Raw genomic sequence first — 25,598 nt, forward strand, 5'->3', positions numbered from 1 at the left:
GTTGGCCCTGTAAAACTCTTGCACTTGGGCAGTCGAAGGATGGAACAGCTTTATCAACGATCCGGGAACTGAAGCTGTTACAGACTATCCCGCGCGAGCTCAGGAAACGCGGAATTCCTCAGACTACAACCCCACAAACTCCATCAACCCCTGCAATTCCTTGGGTTCCAATTCATAAAACGAATGCGCCCTGACCCGCTCCGGCAGCGTGACGTCGCCGTAGCGGACCCGGATCAGGCGGCTGACTTTGACGCCTTGCGATTCCCATAGCCGCCTTACCAAGCGGTTGCGGCCCTGTTTCACCGTGGCGTAGTACCATTTGTTGGCGCCCTCGCCGGCGTAGAAACTGACGTCTTCGAAATGGGCCGGGCCGTCGTCCAGCTCAACCCCGGTTTTCAAGCGCTCCAGCATGGCATCGTCGACTTCGCCCAGGATCCGCACCGCGTACTCGCGCTCCACTTCCCGCGACGGATGCATCAAGCGGTTGGCCAATTCGCCGTTGTTGGTGACCAGAATCAAGCCGGAGGTGTTGATATCCAATCGGCCGACCGCGATCCAGCGTCCGACCTGCAGCCGCGGCAGTTGGGTAAATATCACCGGCCGGCCTTCCGGATCGCGCCGCGTCACCAATTCGCCGACCGGTTTGTGGTACACCAACACCCGGGTCGGCTGTTCGGCGTATTTCTCCCATTTGACGATGCGGCCGTTGATCTGCAAATGGTCATCCGGTTTCAGGTGGTAGCCCAACTGCACCGGGTTGCCGTTGACCAACAGCTTGCCTTCGCTGATCCAGCGCTCGATTTCGCGCCGCGAACCCAAACCGGCGCGGGCCAGCAATTTTTGAATCCGTTCGCCGCCCGTGCTTACGTTGTCAGTGGAGGGTGACGCCTTTTTCGCCGTCGGCGCCGGTTTCGGCTTGCGCATTGGCGCCGACTTCGGTTTGCGGTTCGGTTCCATCGGCTTCCGGTGCTCCGGACGGGTTGAGGGTTGTTGCGGTTTCGACGGTTTGCGATCTTTCACTGTGGTCCTGCTCGGTCTGCGGTTGCGGCGGATTACCGAAATCGAAATCGGCGATTTCTTGCAAGGTCGGTAAGTCGTTCAACGAAGTTAAATTGAAATAATCCAGAAATAGTTTGGTGGTGCCGAACAAGGCCGGCCGGCCCGGCACCTCTTTATGGGCGATCACCCGAATCCACTCCCGTTCCAGCAAAGTCTGGATGATGGAACTGCTGACGCTGACGCCGCGAATGTCCTCGATTTCGCCACGGGTCACCGGCTGGCGGTAGGCGATAATGGCCAGAGTTTCCAACAATGCGCGCGAGTAGCGGGCCGGTTTTTCCTCGAATAGCCGGGTCACATAAGGCGACAGGCCTTCACGCACCTGAAACCGGTAACCGCTGGCCAGTTGCCGGAGGCCGATCGGCCGGTCGGCGTAATCGCGGGCGATGTCTTCCAGGGCCATCTGAATCGTCAGTGTGTCCGGCTGTTCCAGTTCCGGAAAGGCCTCCTGAATCTGACGGATGGTCATCGGCCGATTGGCGGCAAACAAGATGGCTTCGACGATGCGCTTGGTGTTCATGTCGCAGTCTTTAACCCGTTCCGGCGCCGGCAAATGGCGTTCGACGATGATAGCCTGGTGTTCGCTGGCGCGGATGACGGCAGCCCATTGCGGCGGCAGGCGGGTCGAGCGGCGGCGGATAGCAATAGTCTCGGATTTTTGCTCGATTTCAGGTTTACGCCAATCGCTTTGCCAATTAGGCCGCAAACGTACTGCACGCCGGCCCGCAGGCTCGGCAAGGAGTGCCGGCGCTTCGCGCGGCTCCGGTTGGACGCGAGATTCGCCGCTCCAGCCGGGTGGAAACCGTACTGCCCGACGCTTGACCGGAACCAAAATTTTGACCGGCTCGGGTTTGATCCGCGGCTTGCGCGGGGCGCGAGGCTTGGTTGGCGGGCTAACATGGTCGACAAGGCTGGCGGTTGGCGGCGGCTCAATCGCCTGTGCCGGTGTTGGCGCGGAAACGGACGTGGATGCCGGCGTAGGGCTCGGGCTGAAAGATGTCGATGACTCGTTCCTTGGAGAGTTCAAGGATGGCAAGAAACGCGACAACCACCCCGTTTTTTCCTTCACATCGGGTAAAACACGCTGGGAAAGGGAGGATATCTGCTCGGTTAAGTTTTTCCAAAATGGCTGCCATTCGTTCACGGACTGATAGAGGCTCTTTGGTTATGTGGTGGTGGCTGAGCCGTTCGGCGCGCTTCAACACGTCCTGAAAGGCCAGCAATAATTCCTTGAGTTCCACGTCCGGCAGAATCTGCCGAACGTTGACAGTCGAGGTGTCGACGCCGAATTCGAAGGTGTCGCGCTCGTTTCTGGGCAACAGATCGATCTCTTCGGCGACTTTCTTGATCGCCTCGTATTCCTGCAATTTACGGATCAAAAACGCCCTGGGATCTTCTTCCTCTTCCTCGCTCTCCGGCTGACGCGGCAACAACATCCGCGATTTGATTTCGGCCAGCAAGGCCGCCATCACCAAATATTCGGCGGCCAGTTCCAGGCGCAGGTTTTCCATCATTTCGATATAGGCGATGTACTGCCGGGTGATCTGCGCGATCGGAATGTCGAGAATATCCAGATTCTGGCGGCGGATCAAATACAGCAGCAAGTCCAGCGGCCCCTCGAAGGCGTCGAGAAACACTTCCAGCGCATCGGGCGGAATGTAGAGGTCTTCCGGCAGTTCCTGGAACGGCTGGCCTTGGACCAGGGCCAACGGCGCCGCAACCGGCTCGACGGCTAATGCGGTTTCGTTCAAACCTAAATTCCCGCCAGACTGAAAAACAATTGCTGGGCGTAATACAACGGGTAGGCCAGGACGTATTTCAAGACATCGGTCGCCAACAGAATCAGCAAAATCACAAAGCCGAAACGTTCCAGGCGGTTATATTGCCAAGCCCAGTAATGCGGCAGCATACCGGACAATATCCGGCTGCCGTCCAGTGGTGGGATCGGCAACATATTGATCAAGGCCAATACCAGGTTGATGCTGATGCCGGCCACGCCGCTGTAGATAAAAGGCATTGAAATAAATTCGATTTCCAGCATCACCCCCAGCCTGGCGATCAACGCCCAGGCCGCGGCCATCAACAGGTTGGACACCGGTCCGGCCAAGGCCACCCAGGCCATACCCTGCAACGGTTTCTTGAAGTTACGCGGATCGACCGGCACCGGCTTGGCCCAACCGAATACGAACCCGGTGAAAGTCAGCAGCAACAAGCCGGGAATAATCAGGGTTCCCAAGATATCGATATGCTTGAGCGGATTCACCGTCAACCGGCCTTGCGACGCCGCGGTATTGTCGCCCAATAGTTTGGCAACCCAGCCGTGAGCCACTTCATGCACGGTAATCGCAAAAATCACCGGTAAGATCCAGACCACGATGCGCTGCACCAGAGTTAATTCGTCCATCATCGTTTTTACTCCAACATCGGCGCGATACCGATACCTTGCCTGACTATTTCGATGGTTTTATCGCCGCAGGCGATTACCGTGGTCGATTGGTGCTCGATCACGCCGCCGTCAATGACCAGAGCCAGCTCTTTTTCCAGGCGCTGCCTGATTTCGTAAGGATCGGCCAGCGCATCGGTTTCGCCTGGCATGATCAGGGTAGTGGTCAGCAACGGCTCGCCCAACTGCTCGACCAAGGTTCTGGCAATGACGTGATCCGGTATCCGCACGCCGATAGTTTTCTTTTTCGGGTGTTGCAGCCGGCGCGGCACTTCCCGCGTCGCATCCAGCAAAAACGTGAACGGCCCCGGCGTCAGTTTTTTGATCAGCCGATGGGCATCGTTACCCATTTTGGTAAAGGTCGATACCTGCGATAAATCGGTACAAATCAATGTGAAATTGTGATTATCGTCCAGCCGGCGAATCGCGCGGATGGTATCCATCGCCGCCTTGTCGCCGATCTGGCAGCCCAACGCGTATGAGGTATCGGTCGGATAGGCAATCACGCCGCCGTCGCGCAGAATATTCAGGGCTTGTTGAATCAGCCGCGGCTGCGGATTCTTCGGGTGGATTTCGAAATATTGCGCCATGGGCTAGAAAGTCGGCTTAAAGAAGGTCATTGTACCGCACAAGCGGCGGAAAACCTTGCCGGACATTTGCCTTGCCGGCTAACGGCCACAACTTAACTTGCTGAATCCGTTAATTTATTACCTCTCCGACTGCTTTTTCGCGACCTTGTCACGCAAATAGACCGGCATGGCCTGCTCCACCGGCACCGCACCGCCGTTGGCGCACAGAAATGCGCCGAGTTGGGCGATACAGGCGGCGCGCGGCCATATTGCTTCGGCTTCGACGGACAACAGCCGCTGACCTAATCGCTGCGCCAGCAGCTCGGCGTACTCGGTCCAGCCGGAGCCAACGCCATAGCCGGTTTCATCGCCGACCTGAATATCCGCGGCGGGCGTAACCGCTTCGGCGCCGAGCAATTCGGCCAAGCCCAAGTCGCTGCGCCGATAAACGCCCCAAAAGATCTCGCCCATCCGCGCATCCATCGCGGTAAATGCAATTTCGGGATCGCTGCGCTTATTGAAGAAATCTTGAGCAATCGCGGCCAGGGTCGATACCGGCGCCACCGGCAAATCGGCACCGTAGGCGATACCCTGTACCACGCCGCCGGCGATGCGAACGCCGGTAAACGAGCCGGGACCACGGCTGACGGCGATGGCATCCAACTGTTGCGGCCGCAGTTGCGCTTCGGCCATCAGACGGTCGATCATCGGCAGAATCAACTTGGTGTGCTCGCGCGGCGCGATGGCAAACTCTTCCCGGATTTCGCCGTTGATGAACAATGCCGCCGAACAGGCGTCGGTCGAGGTTTCTACCGCTAGTAACTTCAAAGCCTTTCCTTCGTTATGCAAAAAATTGGCGGACGTCGGCGATATCCCGGCTGCGTTTCATGGCCGGCACGCTATCCAGAAACATCTGGCCGTAGGAGCGTTTCAACAAGCGCGGATCGCAAACCATCAACACGCCGCGGTCGTTGACGTCGCGGATCAAGCGGCCCACGCCCTGGCGCAGCATGATGATGGCAGAGGGCAATTGGTGTTCGAAAAACGGGTTGCGCCCCTGCTTCTCCATTGCGTTCATCCGCGCCTTCAATACCGGATCGCCCGGCGATGCAAACGGCAGCTTGTCGATAATCACGCAGGACAAGGCATCGCCGCGCACGTCGACGCCCTCCCAAAAGCTGGCGGTGGCCAACAGCACCGCATTGCCGAGTTCCTTGAACTGATCCAGCAACACACCTTTGGACTTGGTACCTTGCACCAGCAAGGGGTGGTCGAGTTTGCCTTCCAGCAATTGCGCGGCGCGCTGCAAGGCCCGGTGGCTGGTGAACAGAAAAAATGCCCTGCCCCGGCTGGCTTCCAACACCGGCAACGCAAAATCGACGATTTTGTCGGTAAAGTCCGGATCGTTCGGTTGCGGCAGGCCCTTGGGGTGGTAAAACAAAGCTTGATTCGGATAATCGAATGGGCTGTCCCAGCTTTGGCTCAACGCGCCGCTCAAACCCAAGCTCTTGGAGAAATGCACGAAATTGTTGGCGACGCTGAGCGTTGCCGAGGTAAATATCCAGGTGGCCTTATGGCGAGCCATGAAACCGCGGAATTCCTTGGCGATATCCAGCGGAGTCCGGCTCAGCGTGAACGACTTGCTGTAGGTTTCGTACCATTTGATCCATTGGCCGTCCTTGTCGCTAATCAAGGTATCCAGTTGCGCATCCAACGCCTCGGCCCGGTCGAAGCAGGACTCCAGGCCTTTGCTGCGCACCGAAGCCCGCTCCAATTGGTCGGTCAAACGGGCCAACTGCTTTTGCAGGGACTCCAAGGCGCCGGCGATTTTCGGATTACTTTCGATCTCCTGCCAGTCGCCACGCCTCAGCTCCAAGCCAAAGGCCAAACGCATGTCCTTGACTTCGTGCTGCAAATCCTCGCAAGCCGTGCGCAGGTCCGGCATGTCCTTGGCATCGGTAAAATATTCGGCCAGGGCATCGTCGGCCAGATCGGTCAGCTGTTTGCCGCTGATGGTCACGCCCAGAAAATTGGAGGCGGTGTCGGCCAATTGATGCGCTTCGTCGATGACGACGACATCGGCATCGGGCAGCAACTCGCCGAATCCGGTCTCGCGAATCGACCAGTCCGCGCACAGCAAATGATGGTTGACCACGACGATATCCGACTCTTGCGCCTGTTTGCGGGCTTTGGTCAGGAAGCAATCGGCGTAGTCCGGGCAATTCTGACCCAGACAGTTGTCGGTGGTCGACGTGGCGTGAAACCAGACCGGGTCGCCGTCGTGGACATCGGCCGCTTCCGAGACGTCTCCGGTTTTGGTCCGTTTCGACCAGGCCTTGATTTGCGCCAGCGCCGACGCCTCTTCCCGGCTATAGCCGAAGGCGGAATTCAGCGCCTGTTCCAAGCGGTAGGTGCACAAATAATTGGCCCGCCCTTTCAACAAACCGGCTTTAAAAGGCCGTTTCGCCAACGCTTTGCGTATCAGCGGCAGATCTTTATTGAACAACTGGTCTTGCAGGTTTTTGGTGCCGGTCGACACGATCACGCGTTTGCCGGACAGGATGGCCGGAATCAAGTAGGCGAAGGTCTTGCCGGTGCCGGTGCCGGCCTCGGCGATCAAGTTTTGTTGCGATTCGATGGCGTAGGCGATTTTTTCCGCCATCTCGATCTGGGCCGCGCGCGGCGAGTAACCGGCGATGATGCCGGCCAAAGCGCCATCGCTAGCGAACACTTCATCCAGTTTACTCACGCTAACACTGACTCCGCTGCAACTTCAGCCGGTTTAATGACCGAAAAAGCTTTCGGCTTTAGCTTTGGCTTGTTTGGCGCCTTGCGGGTTTTGCTGCATGTTGCGCGCTTCGGCAATCAACATCCAGCTTTTACGTTTCAAATCCAGGTTGCTTCCTGCGAGCAGAGCCGCCTTGCCGGCCAGTTCCTCGGCCAGTTGCGGCTTGTTCTGTTTCAGGCGCAATTGGGCCAGTTTGTAGGTCAAGGTCGGGTTACGAGCGTCGATGCGCAGCGCGCGTTCCATCACGACGACAGCGGCATCCAGATCGCCGCTGTTGCGGCTACGGTCGGCTTCGCTGAGTAGCGCCAGCACGGCAGGTGGCGTCCCGCTCGGAATCGCGGCGTCTTCCACCGCATATCTCGGCGCCGGCACGGTAGCCAGCGGCGTAGTCGGATTGACCGGAACTACCGGAGCCGCCGCGCCGGGCTGTGCCGGCGGTACGTCGGCCGGCGGCATCAACGGTTCGGCGCGGAAGGCCGGCAAATTGGGCTCGACTTTCACGCTGCCGGGGCCGCTGTCAATGGCATAAGTTGCGGTCGGGTTGGGACCTGCGGCCGGTTTTTTTGGGGCGACGGCTGTTGCCGGCGCTTTTGCCGCCGGCTTTTTCGCAATCTTTTTCGTCGGCGAGCTGCCTGACACCGGTGGTTCGGCTACGCTGCTACAACCTGCTCCGAGAAGCAAAAACGGGACCAGGGCCAACAAACATTTATTTTTCATTAGTGATGCCAATTCAAACAGATAAAAAGTTAAAACAGTTCGATCTCGTCCGGACGGCTCTGTGCACTTGCCTGAGCAAACAACAATAGCGCCTCTTCGATGCTCTTACCTTGATGGATGGCGTCGAACATGACTTTTTCCGACTCCATCGTGTAGCGGCTGCGAATACTTTCCTGAAATTTGTGCCACTCCAGCGGATTGTATAGCCGGTGCGGCGTCTCGATGATCTCGGACAAGCCCTTCAGGTTGTTCGAGACGTGCTGCAGGCATTGCTGCATGCGATCGTAGAATTGAAACGCCACGATCGCCTGATTGATCTTGTCCTGCATCGACTCGCAATAGCCCAAAGCCGCAGCGGACGAGTCGTTCGGGGCGACCAAGGCTAGAAACTCGTGAATTTTCTGCATATCGTCGACCATATGGGTAAACGTACTGGCCAATGCGTTAACCGATTCGTCGCCGTCTTTAATGCTGCTCTCAACTTGGGCCACCGAGACCGTCAACAGCTTGATCGTCTCCCTGATTTGGCTCCAATCCAAGTCGGGCTGGTTTGATACTGAATAATTCATAAAGCAATCCTGGAAGTAAATGTATCGATTCGAGATCGACGGCCAGCGCGGGTATTGTAACCGACTATGCGCTTCGGCATGGCGTCGGCTTAAGTATAGAAAATTCGCCGATTTCAGCGCGCTTGCCAGCCGCTTTTTTGATTCCGTCCGGCAGCCGCCGCTTTAGCGGAATTTAAGCCGAAATCCCGCCCGGTTGACGATGGCGCGCGGGATGGAGTAGAAAGACAAACAGTGGCACGCCTCCATGCTTGCCAACGCCGCAACCGATCTTGAAAAGGAACCCATGAATATACAATCCGCCGGTAAAAAATTGTTCGTCCTGGACACTAACGTCTTGATGCACGATCCGACGTCAATCTTCCGGTTTCAGGAGCACAACGTATTCATCCCGATGGTGGTATTGGAAGAGCTGGACCACGCCAAGAAAGGCCTATCCGACGTATCGCGTAACGTCCGCCAAGTCAGCCGGTTTCTGGACGAGTTGATCCGCGACGCCGACCAGCAATCGATCAAAGACGGCCTGCCGCTGTCCCGGATCGAGCACGGGCTGGCCGGCGAGCGCGAATTCGACGGTCGCCTGTTTTTTCAAACCCGGCAATTGTCGCATCTGTTACCGGCCGATCTGCCGGGCCAAATCGCCGACAACTCCATCCTCAGCATCGTGCTGGCTTTGAGCAAGGAATATCCGGACGTCAACGTGATTTTGGTGTCGAAAGACATCAATATGCGCATCAAAGCTGCCGCGCTGCAAATCAACGCCGAGGATTACCACAACGACCAGACCATCGAAGACATCGACCTGCTTTACAGCGGCAGCCTGGCGCTGGATGCCGATTTCTGGGACGAAAACGGCGGCAAGATGGAATCCTGGCAGGAAAACAACAACACCTACTACCGGATCAACGGGCCGGCGGTCAGGGAGTGGTATCCGAACCAGTACCTTTACATGGAGGGCGAGGACAGCTTCGAGGCGATCGTAAAAAGCTGCGACGGCGAGACCGCGGTGCTGCAATTGGCGCGGGACTTCCGGACTAAACACAATAATATCTGGGGCATTTTCGCCAAAAACCGGGAGCAAAATTTTGCGTTGAATGCCTTGATGGATCCGGAAGTGGATTTCGTAACCCTGATCGGCTCGGCCGGTACCGGCAAAACCCTGCTGGCGTTGGCGGCCGGCCTGTCGCTGACGTTGGAGCGGAAGCTGTATCAGGAAATCATCATGACCCGCGAAACCATGCCGGTCGGTCAGGACATCGGCTTTTTGCCGGGTAGCGAGGAAGAAAAGATGGCGCCGTGGATGGGCGCACTGATGGACAATCTGGAACTGCTCGGCAGCCGGGCCGGCAATACCGAATGGGAGCAAGGCGCGTCGCAAAACGTCGTGATGAACCGGGTAAAAATCCGCTCGCTGAATTTCATGCGCGGCCGCACCTTCCTCAACCGCTATCTAATTATCGACGAAGCGCAAAACCTGACGCCGAAGCAACTGAAAACCCTGATCACCCGGGCCGGACCGGGTACCAAAATCATCTGCATCGGCAATCTGGCGCAGATCGATACGCCCTACCTGACCGCGACCAGTTCCGGTCTGACCTACGTGGTGGACCGCTTCAAAAACTGGCCCAATAGCGCTCACATCACCTTGCGCCGCGGCGAACGCTCGCGTTTGGCCGATTTTGCCTCGGACAATTTGTAAGCTAGCCCGCCAACGTGCCGTTGGCTTCCCAGCGCGGCCACGCCGTTAACACAGCCTTAACCAGCGTGGCCAATGGGATTGCGAAAAATACGCCCCAAAATCCCCACAAGCCGCCGAAGAACAAAATGGCAACGATGATCGCCACCGGATGCAAATTGACCGCCTCCGAGAACAGCAGCGGCACCAAAATTACGCCGTCCAAGGCTTGGATCACCGAATAGGCGACGAACACGTACATGAACTGGTCGCCGCCGCCGACTCCCCATTGTACATAAGCCACGCCCAGCACCGGAAAGGTGACCAAGGTTGCGCCGACGTAGGGAATCACCACGGACAATCCCATCAATACTGCCAGCAACATTGCGTAATTCAAACCCAGCCACCAAAACACCAGATAACTTATTGCCCACAAGATGAAGACTTCGACAAACTTGCCGCGCACGTAGTTGGAGATCTGTTTGTCGACTTCCTGCCAGACTCGCAGGCTCAAGCTGGTGTCGGCGGGCAGGAACTGTAACATCCACCCCAGCAGCACCTGTTTGTCTTTCAAAAAGAAAAACACCATTAACGGCACCAGAAACAGGTAAATGATTACGGCCACCAAGCCGACGAAGGATTGGGCGGAGCCCGATATCAGGTCCTGGCCGTATTTGAGCAAATCCTGTTGGATCGAGAACATGATTTCCCGAATCCGGGTTTCCGAAATCAACTCCGGATGGCGCTCCGGAAAGCGCATGATCTCGGCTTGGGTTCTGGACACGATTTCCGGGATGTGCTGAACCAATTGTACGGTCTGTTCCGATACCATCGGTACCAACACGAACAGCACGAAACCCAGCACCGCCGTAAAGGCAAAAAACACCAGATGCACCGCGAGTAGCCGCGCCACGCCGCGCAACTCCAATTTGACGACCAGGCCCTCCAGCAGATACGCGAGTACCACGGCAACGAATACCGGCATCAACAGCCCCAACAGACTGTATATCAGCAGGAAACCGCCCAACAGTATTATCGCCAACCCGGCCACCTGCGAATTGGGTAAGAAACGCCGTAAAAAAAGGCGCACGATGCCGTGACTGGAATTATTGCTGTACTGGTTCATGGAGCGCTGACGAAGGTCCGGCAAGAGCCGGCACCCAACTACCGGACGGGAAAAAGGAAAGGCGTTAAACCAAAGAGAATAGTTTATCGAAATTGGCGATTTCCAGTATTTTTTTTACTTCGGCGCGAGCGTTCTTTATCCGGATCGCCGACTTGTCGCCGCCGACCTTATCGCGCAACACCAACAACATCCCCAGCGCTGAGCTGTCCATGTAGTCAGTGCCGGACAAATCGACATCAATCTGTTTCACGCCGCTCTCAGCCAGTTTGGTGGCTTCGCGAAACTCGTTATGCAAACCGAAATCGAATTTTCCGCTGACCTTAATGTGTAATACGCCAGAATCGGCTCTTGCCTCAATACCCATAGCTTCTCCTTATCGCAAAATTGCCCGAACGGCAAACTCAGAACAAATCCACATCGCCTTCGTCCATAGACGATTGCGATACCACGCGGTAGTTACCGGCCTGCCATTGTTGTTTCATCTGCCTTAAACGATCCGATCCCTGCCCCAATTCCAACTGCCACTCCTTGCGGTTTCCCGCTTTGAACGTCGCCATACCGATGGCAACTTCGTCTTTCAATGCGGCGAAATGGTCCAGGTTAGCCTGCATCTGTTCGATCAATTGGCGGGCCATGTCTTCGAACTGCAGCCCTCTGACGGCGTTGCCCACGCTGACTTCTATCTTCCCGGTCAGTTGGGAAATCTCGTCCACGTTTCGGGCGACGTTTGCATTGATCGTGCTGATATCGAACATCATCTTGTCGATATTGGCTTTGGAACTTAACGCAAGGTTCATGTCCTTCGACGCCATCACTTCGATCATATCGCGTGCATTGCGGATGTTATCTTTGGACGCTTTGACAACCGCCTTGATTTCTTCGCTGAACTTATCAGAGTTTTTCGATAAATTGCGGACCTCGCCGGCCACGACGGCGAACCCTCTCCCCGCCTCGCCTGCCCGCGCCGCTTCGATGGCCGCGTTCAACGCCAACAGATTGGTTTGGTCGGCGATTTTCTGCACATCGCCCAGTAATTTTTCGACATGGGCCATGTGGTCGCCGACGTCGTTGATCACGGCGACCATTTCCACGCTTTGCTTACTGATTTGCACGATGTGGTCGATAAAAAATTGCAAGACTTTATCGGTTTCGTGGGTAAAACTGGTGAAATTGATATGCGCACTGTCCCGCTCAACACTATCTTCCAAATCCGATACCAGCGAGCAAACCACCGTTGACTGGCCGCTGGTCAAGGCATGTAAATTGTTGAAGCTATTGGACATGGTGCTGACCGCATCCGCCAACATCGCCTTCAATTGGTTAAGCTCACTGCGAAAAGTGCTGCTTTCCTGTTCGATACAATCGCTCAGGTGAATCAGATAACTGTCAACCGCCCTGGATATGTCCGTTTCATTTTGCTCGCCTTGAGCGGCTTGCCGGAGCATGCCGGCTGACTGTATACGAAACGTGCGGAACATCCACAGCAGACTGAGCAATCCGGTTGCAGCCCAATACACCCGGGTATCGGCAATCAATAACGGCAGCACTAACACCACAGCGGTCAAGCCAATCAAAACACCGTTATCCTTAAAAAACTGCACCATATAATCTATTCCGCCAAGGCTAAAAGTTTTTCCGCTATTCGGTTCAAGGATAGCACATGATGCGCGGCACCCAGTTTGAAGGCCTCCCCAGGCATACCCCAGACTACGCTGGAAGCCTCGTCCTGCACGATATTGATCGCCCCGGCCTCGCGCATCTCCAGCATGGCTTTGGCGCCGTCCGCCCCCATTCCGGTCAACATCACGCCGATGGCGTTACCGCCCACGTTTTGCGCTACCGAACGAAACAAAACTTCAACCGACGGTCTATGCCGATTCACTGGCGGACCGTCGTCCAAGCGGCAAATGTAGCGGGCACCGTCGCGGGCAACCAGCAAGTGGCGATCGCCGGGGGCAATGTAGACATGCCCTGGCATTATCGGCTGCCCATCCTCGGCCAAGCCCACTGTCATGTCGGTAGCATCATTGACGTGCTTGGCGAACGAAGCGCTAAAGGCTAGCGGGAGGTGCTGGGCAATCACGATCGCGGGGGCGGTCCGCGGCAAAGTCCTCACCAAGTGTTTGACCGCCTCGGTTCCGCCGGTGGAGGAGCCTAATGCGACGATTTTGTGCGTAGTCTTGAAATGTTTTTTCATCACGGTGTTTGCCAAGCCGTCGGTATGGCTGGGAATTACGCGGGGATTAGGCGTTTCCAAAGCCTTTACCCTGGCCTGTGCCGCCACCCGGATTTTACTAACGATTTCGTCGGCATAAGCCCGTAAGCCTTGCGATACGTCAACTTTGGGCTTGGCGACAAAATCGACGGCACCCAAAGCCAAAGCCTCCAAGGTGACTTCGGCGCCTTTTTCGGTCAAGGTCGAAATCATCACCACCGGCATCGGCCGCAAACGCATCAGATTCTTCAGAAACGTCAGACCGTCCATACGCGGCATTTCCACATCCAGCGTCAGCACATCGGGGTTTAACGCTTTGATTTTATCGCGAGCGATCAACGGATCGCTGGCCGTGCCCACGACCTCTATGTCGCCGGCCTCGTTAAAAATTTGCGTCAGCATCTGCCGGATCAAGGCCGAGTCGTCGACGATCAGTAGCTTTATTTTTGCCATGTTCGCCTCTAGAACAACTCGACGCTGCCTTCAACCGGTGCGTCTTTGATGCTGAAACTGTATTGTTTCTCGCGCAGGAAAATGGTCTGGTTATGCAAGTCTTTGATTTTTTTCATTCTGACGCGTCCGGTACGCGGAAAGAAATTGACTTTACGCGGGTAGATATCGCCCAAGTCTTGAGAAACCAACTTCAACGCTTCCGTATCGACATAATCCAACACAAATTGCACGTTGCGAGCGCCGACGTCACTCAGCGAAGCAATAATTTTGCCGCCGCCGAATAACTTGACTTCCAAATTCTTTCGTTTCCCGCCATGTTGCAATATGGTGTTGATCAGATGCTCCATGGCGTAATTGCCGTAACGCAAGGCATTGCCCACCACGGCTTCGTCGCGCGCGTTCAAACGATTTTGGCTGGTCTCCGGCAACATGAAGTGGTTCATACCGCCGATTCCGGATTCGCAATCGCGAATACATGCCGACACACAAGACCCCAGCACAGTGGTGATCATTTCATCGGCACCGGTGACATAGTAGTCGCCGGGCATCAATTTCGCGGCAATAATTTGGTTTTCCTGATCCCAGTAGCGGTTTATGCCCTCGAAGCCGGCGATCGGTGGTTTTTCGACTGTATGACGGGTCACTTGCGCGCTTTCCTGTAAATAGTGTTTCCAATCGGATCGAAGGCGGTATCGAGCTGATGCAACGATTCCGAATGGCCTATAAACAGACAACCGCCGGTATCGAGCAAACCGGCATAGCGTTCTGCGAGCATGGCTTTGGTTTCGCGGTCGAAATAAATCAATACGTTTCGGCAAAAAATAGCGTCGAAACCGCCGCGCATCGGCCATTCCTGCATCAAGTTCAATTGCCGGAAGGTTATCAATTGACGCAATTCGGCTCTGACGCGCACTTTGTTCGCCTGCCGGCCGCTGCCTTTTTGAAACCAGCGCTTTAGTCGCTGCTCGGCAATACCGGTGACGCGCTCTTCGCTATAAACCCCGCTGGCGGCAGTGGCCAACACATTGGTATCGAGATCGGTCGCCAGAATCTTTATATCCCAATCGGCCGGCAACCTTTCTTTTAAGGTTATCGCCAATGAATAGGGCTCTTCACCGGTAGAACACCCGGCCGACCAAATTTTGACCTGTTTGGTCCCGGCTTTTTTTTTCAAAAGCTCAGGCACCACGGTAGTACTCAAATATTCGAAATGGTGGTTTTCCCGAAAAAACGCAGTCAGGTTGGTCGTAACCGCATTGATGAACTCGGTAAACTCGGTGTCGGGATGGTCGGTGAGATAGTGACAATATTCTTTAAAGCTGCTCAGACCCAACAGACGAATCCGCTTCGCTAGCCGGGAATAAAACATGTCGAACTTGTCGTCCGGCACTAATATGCCGGAATACTGGCGGGAAATTTTTCGAAGAACATCGAAATCCGCGTGAGTATATTCGAATTCGCGAATACTGCTTGCCATATTGCCTGTAGCCATTCGATAGCGAACCGGAGAGGTTTAAAAAAAACCGGAGGCAGCGGTATCGACCTCCAGCATTTCGGAGACACCTAACAGCTCCGCCGCCTCGATAAACTTATCCGAAGGAAAATCGATCGCCACGACTTTCTGCAACCCGGCGGCCGTCCGTTTCAGAATCACCAGCAATTGAAGAGTCGACGTGTCGATGCTGGCCACCGCCGAGGCGTCTATGTCGATCGCATCGTACCGGCTTAACATTTGCATCAAATTTTGATGCAAATCGGCGACGCCCTGTATATTCAACAACGGTTCCAACGCCAAGCTACCTTTAGCGGACGTTTGCGGCACGGATTCCGATAATTCGTCGGTTGACGCCGTATCGGAGACGATGGCATCGGCGGCTTCCGTTACCGATGTCACGGTGTCCTCGCCATCGGCGGGTTCAGCCGCTGGCATCGCCTCAGCGGCTTGCTCCTCAGGATCCAAGGTTCGCATCCAGGCTAACGGATCGTAGCCAATCAAACTGTTTTCGCCATTTTCAGCCATTACATCACCCTATTTTCCAAAAAGTCTTTGGCCAATTCGGCAAAATCCCGTGCCGAACGGCAGCCTGGACGATACTCAAAAATAGTCTTACCAAAACTCGGGCACTCGGCCAGCAACGCCGTCTCCCTGATCGGTGTCGCCAAAATTTTGCCGGGGAAATAGTTTTTAACCAGATCCAATACATCTGCGGATAACCGCCGCGTCGGTATGTAACGCGACATTACCAACGAAAAACGGTACTGCCGTTGCAACGCCGCCTCGAATTTCTTGATGGTCCCCATCAAATGCGACAAGCCTTGGAGAACGAGATAATCGCTGGTCATCGGAATCAAAATCTCGTCGGCGGCGAACAAGGCATTCGCGACCAGCACGCCCGAAGACGGCGGACAATCGATAAAAATAAAGTCCTGATCCGGATCCGAATATTCCAAAGCCTTACGCAGTAAATCGCCGCGGCAGGAATCGCCGTCGCTTAGTTGCTCGATTTCTTGAAGGCGTGGGCCGGACACCACCAGATTCAAATTTTTTCTGGCCGGAATGCATCGACTCTGTAACGAACCGCAATTCAGCATGACTTCATCGATCCCCCCTTGCGGCTGCGGCCCGACGATTCCCAGCGACACCGCCAAGTGACTCTGCGGATCGAGATCGATCACAGTTACCGCCTTTCCGGATCTGGCCAAAGCATGGGTCAAATTGACCGAAGTCGTGGTTTTGCCAACACCGCCCTTCTGATTCAGTACGGCTATGACTTTCGCCTTCATTGCAAATTGGCGATATTGATGAACTCTTCCGGATTCAGCAATTTGTCGACATCCAACAGCATCACCATGTGTTTTTTGCCGACATACATGCCTCGCATATATTCGGTATTGATTTTAGTCCCCAAATTCGGCGCGTTTTTAATATCCGCCGGATTAATATCCAACACGTCGGACACGGTATCGGCAACGACCCCCATCACAGTGGTTCCGGCTGCGGTTTGGATACTCATGACAATCACCACCGTCACCGGCGTGTATTCGACTTTTTCCATCTGAAACCGCTCGCGCAAATCGATAATCGGCACAATGGTCCCGCGCAGATTCAGCGCACCTTTGACGAAAGCCGGTGTATTCGGAATCTTACGGATCGGTTCCCAACCCCGGATTTCCTGGACTTTCAAGATATCGATACCGTAAGCGTCTCCCGCCAGTTCGAACGTCAGAAATTGTTCAACCTGCTTATTGGTTGCCATGGCTCATCGTCCTCGCCGATCGCTCGATAATGTTTGCAACACCCTCAAAAATCCTGCCATTCGTCATCCGCATCGTTCGATTTAGAGGCAAAGGCAGGCTGCGTATTTGCGGCTGGAACCGCAACAGGAGCGCTACGCACAACCTCCGTCCGGGCGACCGTGGGGCTATGTCCACGCTGCGCAACAGGTTGTTGACCAATGTTTTTGTCGGTTTTAAAGAAAGCGAGCATCTCGACCATATTGGTAGACAAATCGCTCATCGATACGCTTGCCGCCGAGGCTTCTTCGGCTAATGCAGCATTTTGCTGGGTTATCTCATCCATCTGCGCCACGGCTTGGTTGACCTGGCCGATACCGGCAGACTGTTCGACACTGGCGTCCGCTATCTGGGCCACAATGTCGCCCACTTTTTTGACGCCGGCAACGATTTCGGTGAGCGCCTTGCCGGTTTCATTGACGAACTCGGTTCCGGCTCGAACTTTTTGCACGCTGTTTTGAATCAGTTCTTTACTTTCCCTGGCTGCCGTCGCACTGCGCTGCGCCAGATTTCTGACCTCGGTCGCCACCACCGAGAAACCGCGTCCTTGTTCACCGGCCCTGGCGGCTTCCACCGATGCGTTCAATGCCAACAAATTGGTCTGGAATGCAATTTCGTCGATGACACCGATGATGTCGGCAATTTTATTGCTGCTCTCGTTGATCTCTTGCATCGCCGCGACTGCAGCCTTAACCACGTTTCCGCCTTTCTCAGCCAGATCTTTGGCATTATTGGCTACCAAGTTGGCTTGCTGAGCATTATCGGCATTGTTTTTCACCGTACTGGTCAGTTGCTCCATGCTGGCAGCCGTTTGCTCCAGATTGGCCGCCTGCTGCTCGGCTCGGTGCGACAAGTTATTGTTTCCACTCGCAATTTCTTGCGAGGAGTTATTGATAAAATGCGCCGACTCGCTGACTTGGCCGAATATCTCGTTCAATTTGTCTATCGTGCTGTTGATGTCGTTCTTGCATTTCAAATAGGTGCCCCGGTAATCGCGATCGATACGATTGGTCAAATCACCTTCCGCCATACTCTGCATTGTGCTGCCGATATCGCTGAATACGTTTTCGATGACGTCGGTCAATTCGTTAATGCCTGCACTGAGCGAGGCAAAAAAGCCTTGCTTGTTGCCCAACTCGATTCGACTGGAGAGCTCTCCAACTTTTACCGCCTCGACGATTTCAGCTATTTCGCGTTCGATCTTCACTTCGTGGGTTCTATCGAGCCACTCGACTACGGTGCCGATCCGGTTGCCTTCTGCGTCTATGACCGGATTGGCGATAATATTCATATGGCGGCTACCGATTTCCAGGCCTGATTTGTAAGTCGATTCCAATTTGGCCAACATACCGCGCTGATGGCTCGGATTTTTATGAAATTGGTCGATATTTGCCCCCATCAATTTGGACGAATCGAAGCGAGGTAACTGCTGCCGAATATCCTGCTCGGCGTTTTTGAACAACTCCGCTACCGCTCTGTTCATGTAGATAATTTCCAAGTTACTATTCGCCAACATCACGCACGAACTGACGTTATCCAAGGCCCGTTCGACGCGAGTGGCTTTTATGGCTCGTTCCCGTGTGTCGGAAATGTCGACATTCAGATTGACTTGCATCATTTGCAAGCTGCGTAGTAAATCGCCCAGTTCGTCGTGCCCGTCCAAGTGAATGGTGCTACGGAAATTACCCTCCGTGATTTTGGCAAATACCCCTTTCACAGTACGCAGATTCGAAGTGATGTGGCGGACAATCGCGAACCCGATCAGCGCTACGATCACTATCAATCCGCTTACCGCTGCGAACTGACGATATTTTTCCTGCTCCAGTCCATCGACCCGTTTCTGCAACATGCTTCTCAATAACGGACTTGCGGCATCGTATAAGGCATTCACCGCTTGCAAGGCCGACGCACCGGAAACCGCGATGCGGTCCGGCGAAACGTTCACCGCCGACGCCAGATATAAATTTTGTTTGATCAAATCGGAAAACTTTGCCGTGTCGCCAAACAGTATCTCCTGTTTGTCGGCCAGCGCCGTTTTCGCTTCGGCATCGGCGGCATACGCCACCGCCAAATCATGTTCGGTTTCTCCAAGCCTTTCGCCGATATGCTGGTCGACCACGGCCATTTCGATTTTGGCTTGCGGGTCCAGACTAGTCCCGGCTTTTGCCAATACAACCGCATTCGCCATGTGCTCGCTGACATGGTCGATTAATTCCGGTAGCCGTATCGAGACAACGTTCATCACATAATAGGAGCCTACCTCGGGATCGAGCGTCAAATTCGACTGGTCGCTAACATGAATCATCAGCTTGGTAACGTTCTCAACCAACTCGCTGTGCTTAGCCAAACTGGCTTGCGCAGTCAGCTGCGCTGCGTTTTGCGGCTCGAGTAGCGCCCAATCACTTTTGATTTTTTGCCACGCTTCGGTGCTGTTGAATTCAGCGCCAAACTCGGCATCCACCGCATCAGCCGCTTTTATCGCATCGGCAACCCGTTTGGCAGATTGGCCCAATGCGGCGGAGTCGCGATTACCGGCCGCAGACAAGGCCAGATAGCTTGCTCCTCGATGTTCGGTCAATTGGACAAGCAAATGTTTCAACGATTTTAGATAATCTACGCCGCGGATTTCTTTTCTGGCGAATTCGATGTCGGCGTTTTTGTCTTGGTTGACCATCCCCAGCAAAACCGCGCCGGGCAGCAGCAACAGCAGCGCGAATAGCACCAGTTTGGCGGTTATGTTCAGCCGATTGACGAAATTGATCTTATCGACAAACCGATCCGATCTGATCTGGCTCTTCTTATTACGGACACTGTCGTACAAAAGCTCTGCCGCACGGATTTGCTCCCGACTCGGTGCATAGCGGGCGGAGACGTAGCCGGTGACCTTGCCTTGCTCGAAAACAGGCGAAACGTTTGCTTCCACCCAATAGTAATCGCCTGATTTACAACGATTTTTCACTAAATTCCGCCAAGGTTTACCTTTGGAAATCGTACTCCACAAGTCGGCGAACGCTTCCGGCGGCATATCCGGGTGGCGAACGATATTGTGGTTCTGGCCAAGCAATTCCTCTCTCGAAAATCCGCTGATTTCGACAAAGGCTTCGTTAACGTCGACAATCCGACCTTTTAAATCGGTCTTAGTAACCAGGATGGTGCCTTCTTTCATCAACACTTCACGGTCGGTTACCGGATGGTTTATCTTCATTTTGAACGCTCCTTAGCCGCTAATTTTCTTGCTTTATTTGTTCGAATTGTCATTTTCATCATTTACACCATCGAGACTGAGTAGTTTATCGACGTCCAACAGCATAACCATCCGGCCGCCCACTGAAGCCAGACCGGTTATGAACTCGGTACTGACCTTGGCCCCAAAATCGGGTGCGGTTTGAATCTGTTTTTTATTGACGTCCACTACGTCGGAAACCGCATCGACCACCACGCCCATAATTCTAGTCCGGTCTGCAACTTTAGCCTGTAGCACCACCACCACCGTAAGCGCGGTATATTCGCAGCGTCCGAGTTGAAACCGCTCTCGTAAGTCGATGATGGGTACGATCGCACCGCGCAGATTAACGACGCCTTTTTCGTAAGCGGGGACGTTCGGAATACGCGACACGGGTTCCCAGCTCCTGATTTCCTGAACCCTTAAAATATCGACTCCGTATTCTTCCCGGCCCAGGGTAAAACTCAAAAACTGCAACAGATGTTCCTGATTGATGGCTTCCGCCTGTTCGGAGGTAATCGTTTCGGCGTTATGAGTCATATTTAATTCGCAGCAATTATTGATTTGATAATCGGACCAATCCTGGAATATCCAAAATTAACGCAACCGAGCCGTCGCCGAGGATGGTCGCCCCCGAGACGCCTTCGATCCGCCGATAATTGGCTTCGAGCGACTTAATCACGACTTGCTGTTGGCCTAGCAAGTCGTCAACAAACAATCCGCAGCGTGCGCCTTGCCCTTCAACCACAACGATTAATCCTTCGGTCAATTTGGTATTTTTGGCGCTGGGTACTTTAAAGATCTCGTGAATGCGGATCACCGGCAGATATTGGCCCCGCAGCAAAAAGGTCTCGCCCTTCCCGGCCACCCGGTTAATAAACTCTTCTCTGACGTGCAGGGATTCAATAATCGAGCCCAACGGTAAAATGTAGGTCTCGTCGCCCACCGCGATCGATTGGCCGTCCAAAATCGCCAAGGTCAGCGGCAAATGGATGGAGATAGTCGAGCCCTTACCCAACTCCGACAAGATTTCGATATCGCCGCCCAAGGCTTGAATATTACGCCTCACCACATCCATACCGACGCCGCGGCCGGAGATGTCTGTCAATTTTTCCGCCGTCGAAAAACCAGGCATGAAGATCAACTCGTATGTCTGTTTTTCGCTCAGTACGGCATCGGCATCAATCAAGCCTTTTTCGACCGCTTTGGCGCGCAACTTTTCTTTGTCCAAACCTTTGCCGTCGTCCGAAACTTCAATCACGATATTTCCGCCGCGGTGGTACGCCTCAAGGGTGACCGTGCCGGTTTCGGGTTTGCCGGCCGCAACGCGCACTTCGGGCATTTCGATACCGTGATCCAGACTGTTGCGGACCAGATGTACCAGAGGATCGCTCAGCAACTCGACGACGGTTTTATCCACTTCGGTATTTTCGCCGACCAATCGAAGCTCGATTTTTTTACCCAGCTTACTGCTGATGTCATGCGCCAAACGCGGAAACCGGCTGAATACGAAGCTGATTGGCAGCATCCGAATATTCATTACGCTTTCCTGCAATTCGCGCGTGTGACGCTCCAATTGCGATAAGCCGTTTTTTAGCTGATCAAGCTTGTTGATTTCAAAGTGCTCGCCCAACAAACTCAACATCGATTGAGTGATGACCAGTTCGCCAACCATATTAATCAAGGTATCGATCTTACCGGTATCGACCCGAATCGAGCTTGAGCCTTTGCCGGCAACTTTCGCATCGTCTTTTTTGGCCGATTTCGCATCTGCCGCTTGCGCGCCGGTTTCGTTTCCCGGCTCCGCCTCAGGCCTGGCTTCGACCGCCGCCACGCTGGCAGTCACTGCCGGAATATCAACCGGTTGCTCAACGTGCACCGCGTCTGACTGATGGATGGGCTGCTTGGCCAAATCGCAGTGGTCTTCCACCCAATCGAAAATTTCGTCGATTTCGCCGGCCGGGATGTTTCCCGCGACGTGCAATTTCCAAGACAAATGGCATTCTTCAGGATCCAGATCGTAAAGACTGGGTACGCCTTGTAAATCAACCGTTGTCTTTAATTCTCCCAGAGCGGCTAATTCTCTGAACATCCTTACCGGTTCGTTGCCGGTTTTGAGTAAGTTCAGATGCGGGCTGAACGCGATCGACCAACCGCTCAGTTCCGCCGTATCACTTTGCTGCGGAGCGGGTTGCTGTAGGATCGGCTGAGCGATTACGCCCCTAGGGTCGCCGGCCGGCTGCCCGGCATTGCGCAACTCGTTATCCAAGGCTTGCTTGTGGGCCGAGACCGTCGCCTGATCGATTTCGGCGCCGATCTGGATCGATTGCAACATATCGCGCAAGCAATCGACCGAACCCAGTAAAACATCTACGGCCGGTTGCGTCACTTTACGCCGACCGTCGCGCATTTCGTCGAGCAATGTCTCCATCACGTGGGTGAAATCGGACACCGCGTTAAAGCCGAATGTGCCGCTACCGCCTTTTATGGAGTGGGCTGCACGGAAGATAGTATTGATCTCTTCGGCATCAACATCGCCGGTATCCATGTTCAGCAAGCCGGATTCCATCGCATCCAATCCTTCGAAACTTTCTTCGAAGAACACTTGATGAAATTGCGCCATATCGATTGCCATACAACCACCCAAAAATGACTGTCAAGATGCCGTTGGACTTCAGCCCATCACTTTCTTGATTGTTTTCAGTAACTGATCAGGATTGAACGGCTTCACGATCCAGCCGGTTGCTCCGGCATCCTTACCCTGTTGCTTTTTGTCTGACCCCGCTTCAGTCGTCAACATCAACATCGGCGTGAACTTGTAGTTGGGCAGCGCCCGCAGTTCTCTGATCAATTGGATTCCATCCTTGTTGGGCATGTTGACATCGGTCACCACACAATCGAAAGCCTGCCCTTTGGCTTTGTTCAAAGCATCCACACCATCGACCGCTTCCACTACGCTGTAGCCGGCCCCCTTCAGAGTAAACGCCACCATTTGTCTCATCGATGCCGAATCGTCTACGGCAAGAATCGTCGCCACAATTATTTCCTCCAGTTTTAAGTCACAGTAAAAAACCTAGTCGAAATTGCCGTTTTGGCTCCGCCGAGCGTTACTCCAATTCCTAGACGCAGGAAGTGTAGTCAAGCTCCTACAAGAGTGTAGTTACTGAAATCCGATCTTGCGAGGTCGCGCCGAATTTTGTTTCAGCTCTCATAACTTTGTTTGATCCTGTGCTATCTTCAGGTCCGGTTATTAGTTCTCGAAGAACAACCTTTCGATCAACCTGGAGCTTTCCCGAAGAATGAAACTTAAATCGGCGCAATTGCTCGGCTTTACCTTGGTGGAGTTAATTGTAGTCGTCGCCATCGTCGGTATTCTGGCCGCTGTCGCGATTCCAAGCTTTACAGCCGCAGTGCGCAGCAGCCGCCTTACCTCTGCCGCCAACCAGCTCGTTACCGCTCTAAACTACACCCGCAACGAAGCGATAAAGCGCGGCCAAATCGTCGTTGCAGCCAGAACAGGAGCCCAATGGGAAAACGGATGGCAAGTATTTATCGACATCGATCGCTCAACCAACGCAGTCACTAACGTATTTAACGACGATGGTGACAACAATCTTTGCGAATCGGGCGAAGATTGCGTGCTAAGGATTTACGAAGGTCTGCCGGAAAACTTCACATTGCGTTCTAATACATTTACATCCTTTATCCACTACAAGCCGACTGGTGACAGCAACACCCAGGGGACGTTCGCGATATGCGACAACCACGACGGCAACAATCTCCCTGAATCCAGAACTTCGCGCCTGGTTGTGGTCGGTCCCACCGGGCGTGTTGGTCAAGGTCGCGATAGCGACCGTGACGGCATTCCGGAAAAAAGCGACTTAGCCAGCGAACTGACGTCATGCACCAGCCCTTAATGAACTACCCAGCCAAACAGTCTGCGTCTCCAAGTTTCAAGCAGACCGGCAGCGGTTTGATAGAGGTTTTAATCACGATGTTGATCGTGGCAATCGGTCTATTGGGTTACGCCGGTTTGTTGGCCACCACGGTGAAAAACAATAATTCAGCGTTTTTGCGCAGCCAAGCCACATTCTTGGCAAACGACGTGTTGGAGCGACTCAGGCTCAATCGCACTTCGGCAATTACAGGCAATTGTAACGTGGCATTCGGTGCAGCACCGCCAACCCCACCCAATGCACTAACCAATTGCGCCGCGGCGCTGCGCTCAGACCTCGGCGATTGGAAAAACACTGTAAGTGCCGCCCTACCTGTTGGCGACGCCAGCCTCTCGGTCAACAGCAGTGGAACCGCAGTCATTAACGTGCAATGGGATGAAGACGGAGATGGCGTAGTGACCAGTTTTTCAACTCGCAGTGTGATATGACCCGTCATTCAAACGCGTATCGACACTCTAGCCCTGCCTCCGCTAACCGAGGAGTGACACTCATCGAACTGATGGTGGCCTTGACGATTGGCTTGATCATCATTGGTGCGATCGGCAGTATTTTTTTGGCTAGCCGGCAAAGCTTTCGGGTACAGGAAGTGATGTCGCGCATGCAAGAAAACGCTCGTTTCGCTTTCGAAGCAATAGACCGAGACACCCGAATGGTCGGATTCTCCGGTTATGTGGCCTGCACATCTTCAGAGTGCAATGACGTCACAAACACATCAGCAACTTGGTGGAGCAAAAAACTACTGACTCAACCGCTCCGGGGCTATGAGGATAGCTTGCCGGCTGACATGAGTGCTGGTGATCGGCTTCGCGGAGACTCATTCAGTGCAATTCGGGCAGACAAAGCCACCGAAATGATCGTCAGTAGCCATGTACCCCCGACAATAACTCTAAGCGCCGCCCATAATTTCAGTGCCGGTGACATTCTAGTGATCAGCGGCACAACCAACACCGCGATATTTCAAGCTAGCGCCGTAACTAGCACCACGATCACACATGGCGAGACCGGAATATCGCCCGGCAACTGTACCTCAGAGTTGGGGGCGATCCCCACACCCGTTAACTGCGCTAATCCAGGATCCACCGTGACCTTTGCAGCAAACAGTGGAGTACTGGAATTAAGCGCCAACACCTACTACATCCGAACAAACGCCGCCGGGGAACCTGCTTTGTACCGAGAAAGATTGCGGTCCGCGACGGTAGGGGGTACGCCTACAGCGAATACCATTGCGGAGGAGTTGATTGATGGCGTAGAAGACATGCAAGTTACTTACGGTATTGACACTACGGTTCCGGCTGACCAAACCGTCGACAGTTACGTTACGGCCAGCAACGTCACGGATTGGTCCAAAGTGCTGGGTTTGCGTATCAGCTTACTGATGGTATCCCGCCAGGACGAGCAAGGAATTACCTCACAGGCCCAAACCTATACTTACAACGGAACCAGCACGACTGCTGCGGACAACCTGTTGCGTAAAGTCTTCACCACCACGATAGCGATCAGAAATCGCCTGTGAG

At 54.2% G+C, this 25,598-nt stretch carries 26 protein-coding genes; 4 read left to right on the forward strand and 22 right to left on the reverse strand.

The features are described 5' to 3' along the window. Positions 1 to 123 precede the first annotated feature (123 nt). The 9 genes from rluB to AC0IM9_RS01085 form a co-directional block, all read right to left on the reverse strand. The gene (gene rluB, locus AC0IM9_RS01045) at positions 124 to 924 is read right to left on the reverse strand and encodes a 23S rRNA pseudouridine(2605) synthase RluB (protein WP_482802734.1); all 801 of its coding nucleotides are present in this window, start codon (positions 922 to 924) and stop codon (positions 124 to 126) included. After that, positions 872 to 1,765 (reverse strand): SMC-Scp complex subunit ScpB, encoded by an 894-nt coding sequence (gene scpB / locus AC0IM9_RS01050; RefSeq protein ID WP_482802735.1) that lies wholly within the window; start codon positions 1,763 to 1,765, stop codon positions 872 to 874. Before scpB ends, rluB begins: the two co-directional genes overlap by 53 nt. Before the next feature lie 223 nt (positions 1,766 to 1,988). Then, a complete protein-coding gene (locus AC0IM9_RS01055) occupies positions 1,989 to 2,810 on the reverse strand; it encodes a segregation and condensation protein A (RefSeq protein WP_482802736.1) in 822 nt (273 codons plus the stop codon). A gap of 2 nt (positions 2,811 to 2,812) precedes the next feature. Then, entirely contained in the window at positions 2,813 to 3,466 is a 654-nt protein-coding gene (locus AC0IM9_RS01060) for a site-2 protease family protein (RefSeq protein WP_445370436.1), read from the reverse strand. A gap of 5 nt (positions 3,467 to 3,471) precedes the next feature. Continuing rightward, positions 3,472 to 4,092, reverse strand: coding sequence for an L-threonylcarbamoyladenylate synthase (locus AC0IM9_RS01065; protein WP_140911577.1), 621 nt, complete (start codon positions 4,090 to 4,092; stop codon positions 3,472 to 3,474). A gap of 117 nt (positions 4,093 to 4,209) precedes the next feature. Next, positions 4,210 to 4,899 carry a tRNA (adenosine(37)-N6)-threonylcarbamoyltransferase complex dimerization subunit type 1 TsaB gene (gene tsaB / locus AC0IM9_RS01070; RefSeq protein WP_140911578.1) on the reverse strand — a complete coding sequence of 230 codons (690 nt, stop codon included), beginning with the start codon at positions 4,897 to 4,899 and terminating at the stop codon, positions 4,210 to 4,212. A 13-nt stretch (positions 4,900 to 4,912) separates the two neighbouring features. Further along, a complete protein-coding gene (yoaA, locus tag AC0IM9_RS01075; RefSeq protein ID WP_140911579.1) occupies positions 4,913 to 6,820 on the reverse strand; it encodes a DNA repair helicase YoaA in 1,908 nt (635 codons plus the stop codon). Between the two features lie 33 nt (positions 6,821 to 6,853). After that, positions 6,854 to 7,360 (reverse strand): tetratricopeptide repeat protein, encoded by a 507-nt coding sequence (locus AC0IM9_RS01080; protein WP_482802737.1) that lies wholly within the window; start codon positions 7,358 to 7,360, stop codon positions 6,854 to 6,856. A gap of 245 nt (positions 7,361 to 7,605) precedes the next feature. Continuing rightward, a complete protein-coding gene (locus AC0IM9_RS01085; RefSeq protein ID WP_140911581.1) occupies positions 7,606 to 8,145 on the reverse strand; it encodes a hypothetical protein in 540 nt (179 codons plus the stop codon). Positions 8,146 to 8,428: 283 nt separating this feature from the next. On the opposite strand from AC0IM9_RS01085, the gene AC0IM9_RS01090 reads away from it, so the two are divergent. Beyond that, positions 8,429 to 9,841 (forward strand): PhoH family protein, encoded by a 1,413-nt coding sequence (locus tag AC0IM9_RS01090; RefSeq protein WP_140911582.1) that lies wholly within the window; start codon positions 8,429 to 8,431, stop codon positions 9,839 to 9,841. Between the two features lies 1 nt (position 9,842). On the opposite strand, the gene AC0IM9_RS01095 is transcribed toward AC0IM9_RS01090, so the two are convergent. From AC0IM9_RS01095 to AC0IM9_RS01155, 13 genes are all read right to left on the reverse strand, one after another. Continuing rightward, a complete protein-coding gene (locus tag AC0IM9_RS01095; protein WP_278212154.1) occupies positions 9,843 to 10,943 on the reverse strand; it encodes an AI-2E family transporter in 1,101 nt (366 codons plus the stop codon). Positions 10,944 to 11,007: 64 nt separating this feature from the next. Next, the gene (locus AC0IM9_RS01100) at positions 11,008 to 11,307 is read right to left on the reverse strand and encodes an STAS domain-containing protein (protein ID WP_140911584.1); all 300 of its coding nucleotides are present in this window, start codon (positions 11,305 to 11,307) and stop codon (positions 11,008 to 11,010) included. A 37-nt stretch (positions 11,308 to 11,344) separates the two neighbouring features. Continuing rightward, a complete protein-coding gene (locus tag AC0IM9_RS01105; protein WP_482802738.1) occupies positions 11,345 to 12,547 on the reverse strand; it encodes a methyl-accepting chemotaxis protein in 1,203 nt (400 codons plus the stop codon). A 5-nt stretch (positions 12,548 to 12,552) separates the two neighbouring features. Beyond that, positions 12,553 to 13,611 carry a protein-glutamate methylesterase/protein-glutamine glutaminase gene (locus AC0IM9_RS01110; protein WP_140911586.1) on the reverse strand — a complete coding sequence of 353 codons (1,059 nt, stop codon included), beginning with the start codon at positions 13,609 to 13,611 and terminating at the stop codon, positions 12,553 to 12,555. A gap of 8 nt (positions 13,612 to 13,619) precedes the next feature. Next, on the reverse strand, positions 13,620 to 14,255 hold the full coding sequence (gene cheD, locus AC0IM9_RS01115) for a chemoreceptor glutamine deamidase CheD (RefSeq protein WP_140911587.1): 636 nt from the start codon (positions 14,253 to 14,255) through the stop codon (positions 13,620 to 13,622). Beyond that, positions 14,252 to 15,088, reverse strand: a complete 837-nt coding sequence (locus AC0IM9_RS01120; protein WP_482802739.1) for a CheR family methyltransferase — start codon at positions 15,086 to 15,088, stop codon at positions 14,252 to 14,254. The genes cheD and AC0IM9_RS01120 overlap by 4 nt, the downstream gene beginning before the upstream one ends. Positions 15,089 to 15,124: 36 nt before the next feature. Next, positions 15,125 to 15,631, reverse strand: coding sequence for an STAS domain-containing protein (locus AC0IM9_RS01125; RefSeq protein WP_482802740.1), 507 nt, complete (start codon positions 15,629 to 15,631; stop codon positions 15,125 to 15,127). Next, on the reverse strand, positions 15,631 to 16,395 hold the full coding sequence (locus AC0IM9_RS01130; protein ID WP_482802741.1) for a ParA family protein: 765 nt from the start codon (positions 16,393 to 16,395) through the stop codon (positions 15,631 to 15,633). The genes AC0IM9_RS01125 and AC0IM9_RS01130 overlap by 1 nt, the downstream gene beginning before the upstream one ends. Beyond that, complete coding sequence (locus AC0IM9_RS01135) at positions 16,392 to 16,868, reverse strand: chemotaxis protein CheW (protein ID WP_140911591.1); 477 nt, start codon at positions 16,866 to 16,868, stop codon at positions 16,392 to 16,394. The genes AC0IM9_RS01130 and AC0IM9_RS01135 overlap by 4 nt, the downstream gene beginning before the upstream one ends. Positions 16,869 to 16,912: 44 nt before the next feature. Beyond that, complete coding sequence (locus tag AC0IM9_RS01140) at positions 16,913 to 20,110, reverse strand: methyl-accepting chemotaxis protein (protein ID WP_482802742.1); 3,198 nt, start codon at positions 20,108 to 20,110, stop codon at positions 16,913 to 16,915. A 33-nt stretch (positions 20,111 to 20,143) separates the two neighbouring features. Further along, the gene (locus tag AC0IM9_RS01145; RefSeq protein WP_278212160.1) at positions 20,144 to 20,668 is read right to left on the reverse strand and encodes a chemotaxis protein CheW; all 525 of its coding nucleotides are present in this window, start codon (positions 20,666 to 20,668) and stop codon (positions 20,144 to 20,146) included. 16 nt (positions 20,669 to 20,684) lie between these two features. Beyond that, positions 20,685 to 22,763 (reverse strand): chemotaxis protein CheA, encoded by a 2,079-nt coding sequence (locus AC0IM9_RS01150; protein ID WP_482802743.1) that lies wholly within the window; start codon positions 22,761 to 22,763, stop codon positions 20,685 to 20,687. Positions 22,764 to 22,802: 39 nt separating this feature from the next. Continuing rightward, complete coding sequence (locus tag AC0IM9_RS01155; protein WP_140911594.1) at positions 22,803 to 23,165, reverse strand: response regulator; 363 nt, start codon at positions 23,163 to 23,165, stop codon at positions 22,803 to 22,805. A gap of 262 nt (positions 23,166 to 23,427) precedes the next feature. Between AC0IM9_RS01155 and AC0IM9_RS01160 the strand changes: the two genes are divergently transcribed. From AC0IM9_RS01160 to AC0IM9_RS01170, 3 genes are read left to right on the forward strand one after another with little or no spacing between them, the layout of a single operon-like run. Next, positions 23,428 to 24,045: a GspH/FimT family pseudopilin gene (locus AC0IM9_RS01160; protein ID WP_445370426.1), complete on the forward strand. Its 618-nt coding sequence runs from the start codon at positions 23,428 to 23,430 to the stop codon at positions 24,043 to 24,045. Then, complete coding sequence (gene pilV / locus AC0IM9_RS01165; RefSeq protein WP_482802744.1) at positions 24,045 to 24,512, forward strand: type IV pilus modification protein PilV; 468 nt, start codon at positions 24,045 to 24,047, stop codon at positions 24,510 to 24,512. The genes AC0IM9_RS01160 and pilV overlap by 1 nt, the downstream gene beginning before the upstream one ends. After that, entirely contained in the window at positions 24,509 to 25,597 is a 1,089-nt protein-coding gene (locus AC0IM9_RS01170; protein WP_482802745.1) for a PilW family protein, read from the forward strand. Before pilV ends, AC0IM9_RS01170 begins: the two co-directional genes overlap by 4 nt. The last annotated feature ends 1 nt before the right edge of the window (position 25,598 follow it).

The organism is Methylomonas sp. Uni0011 (assembly GCF_056850255.1).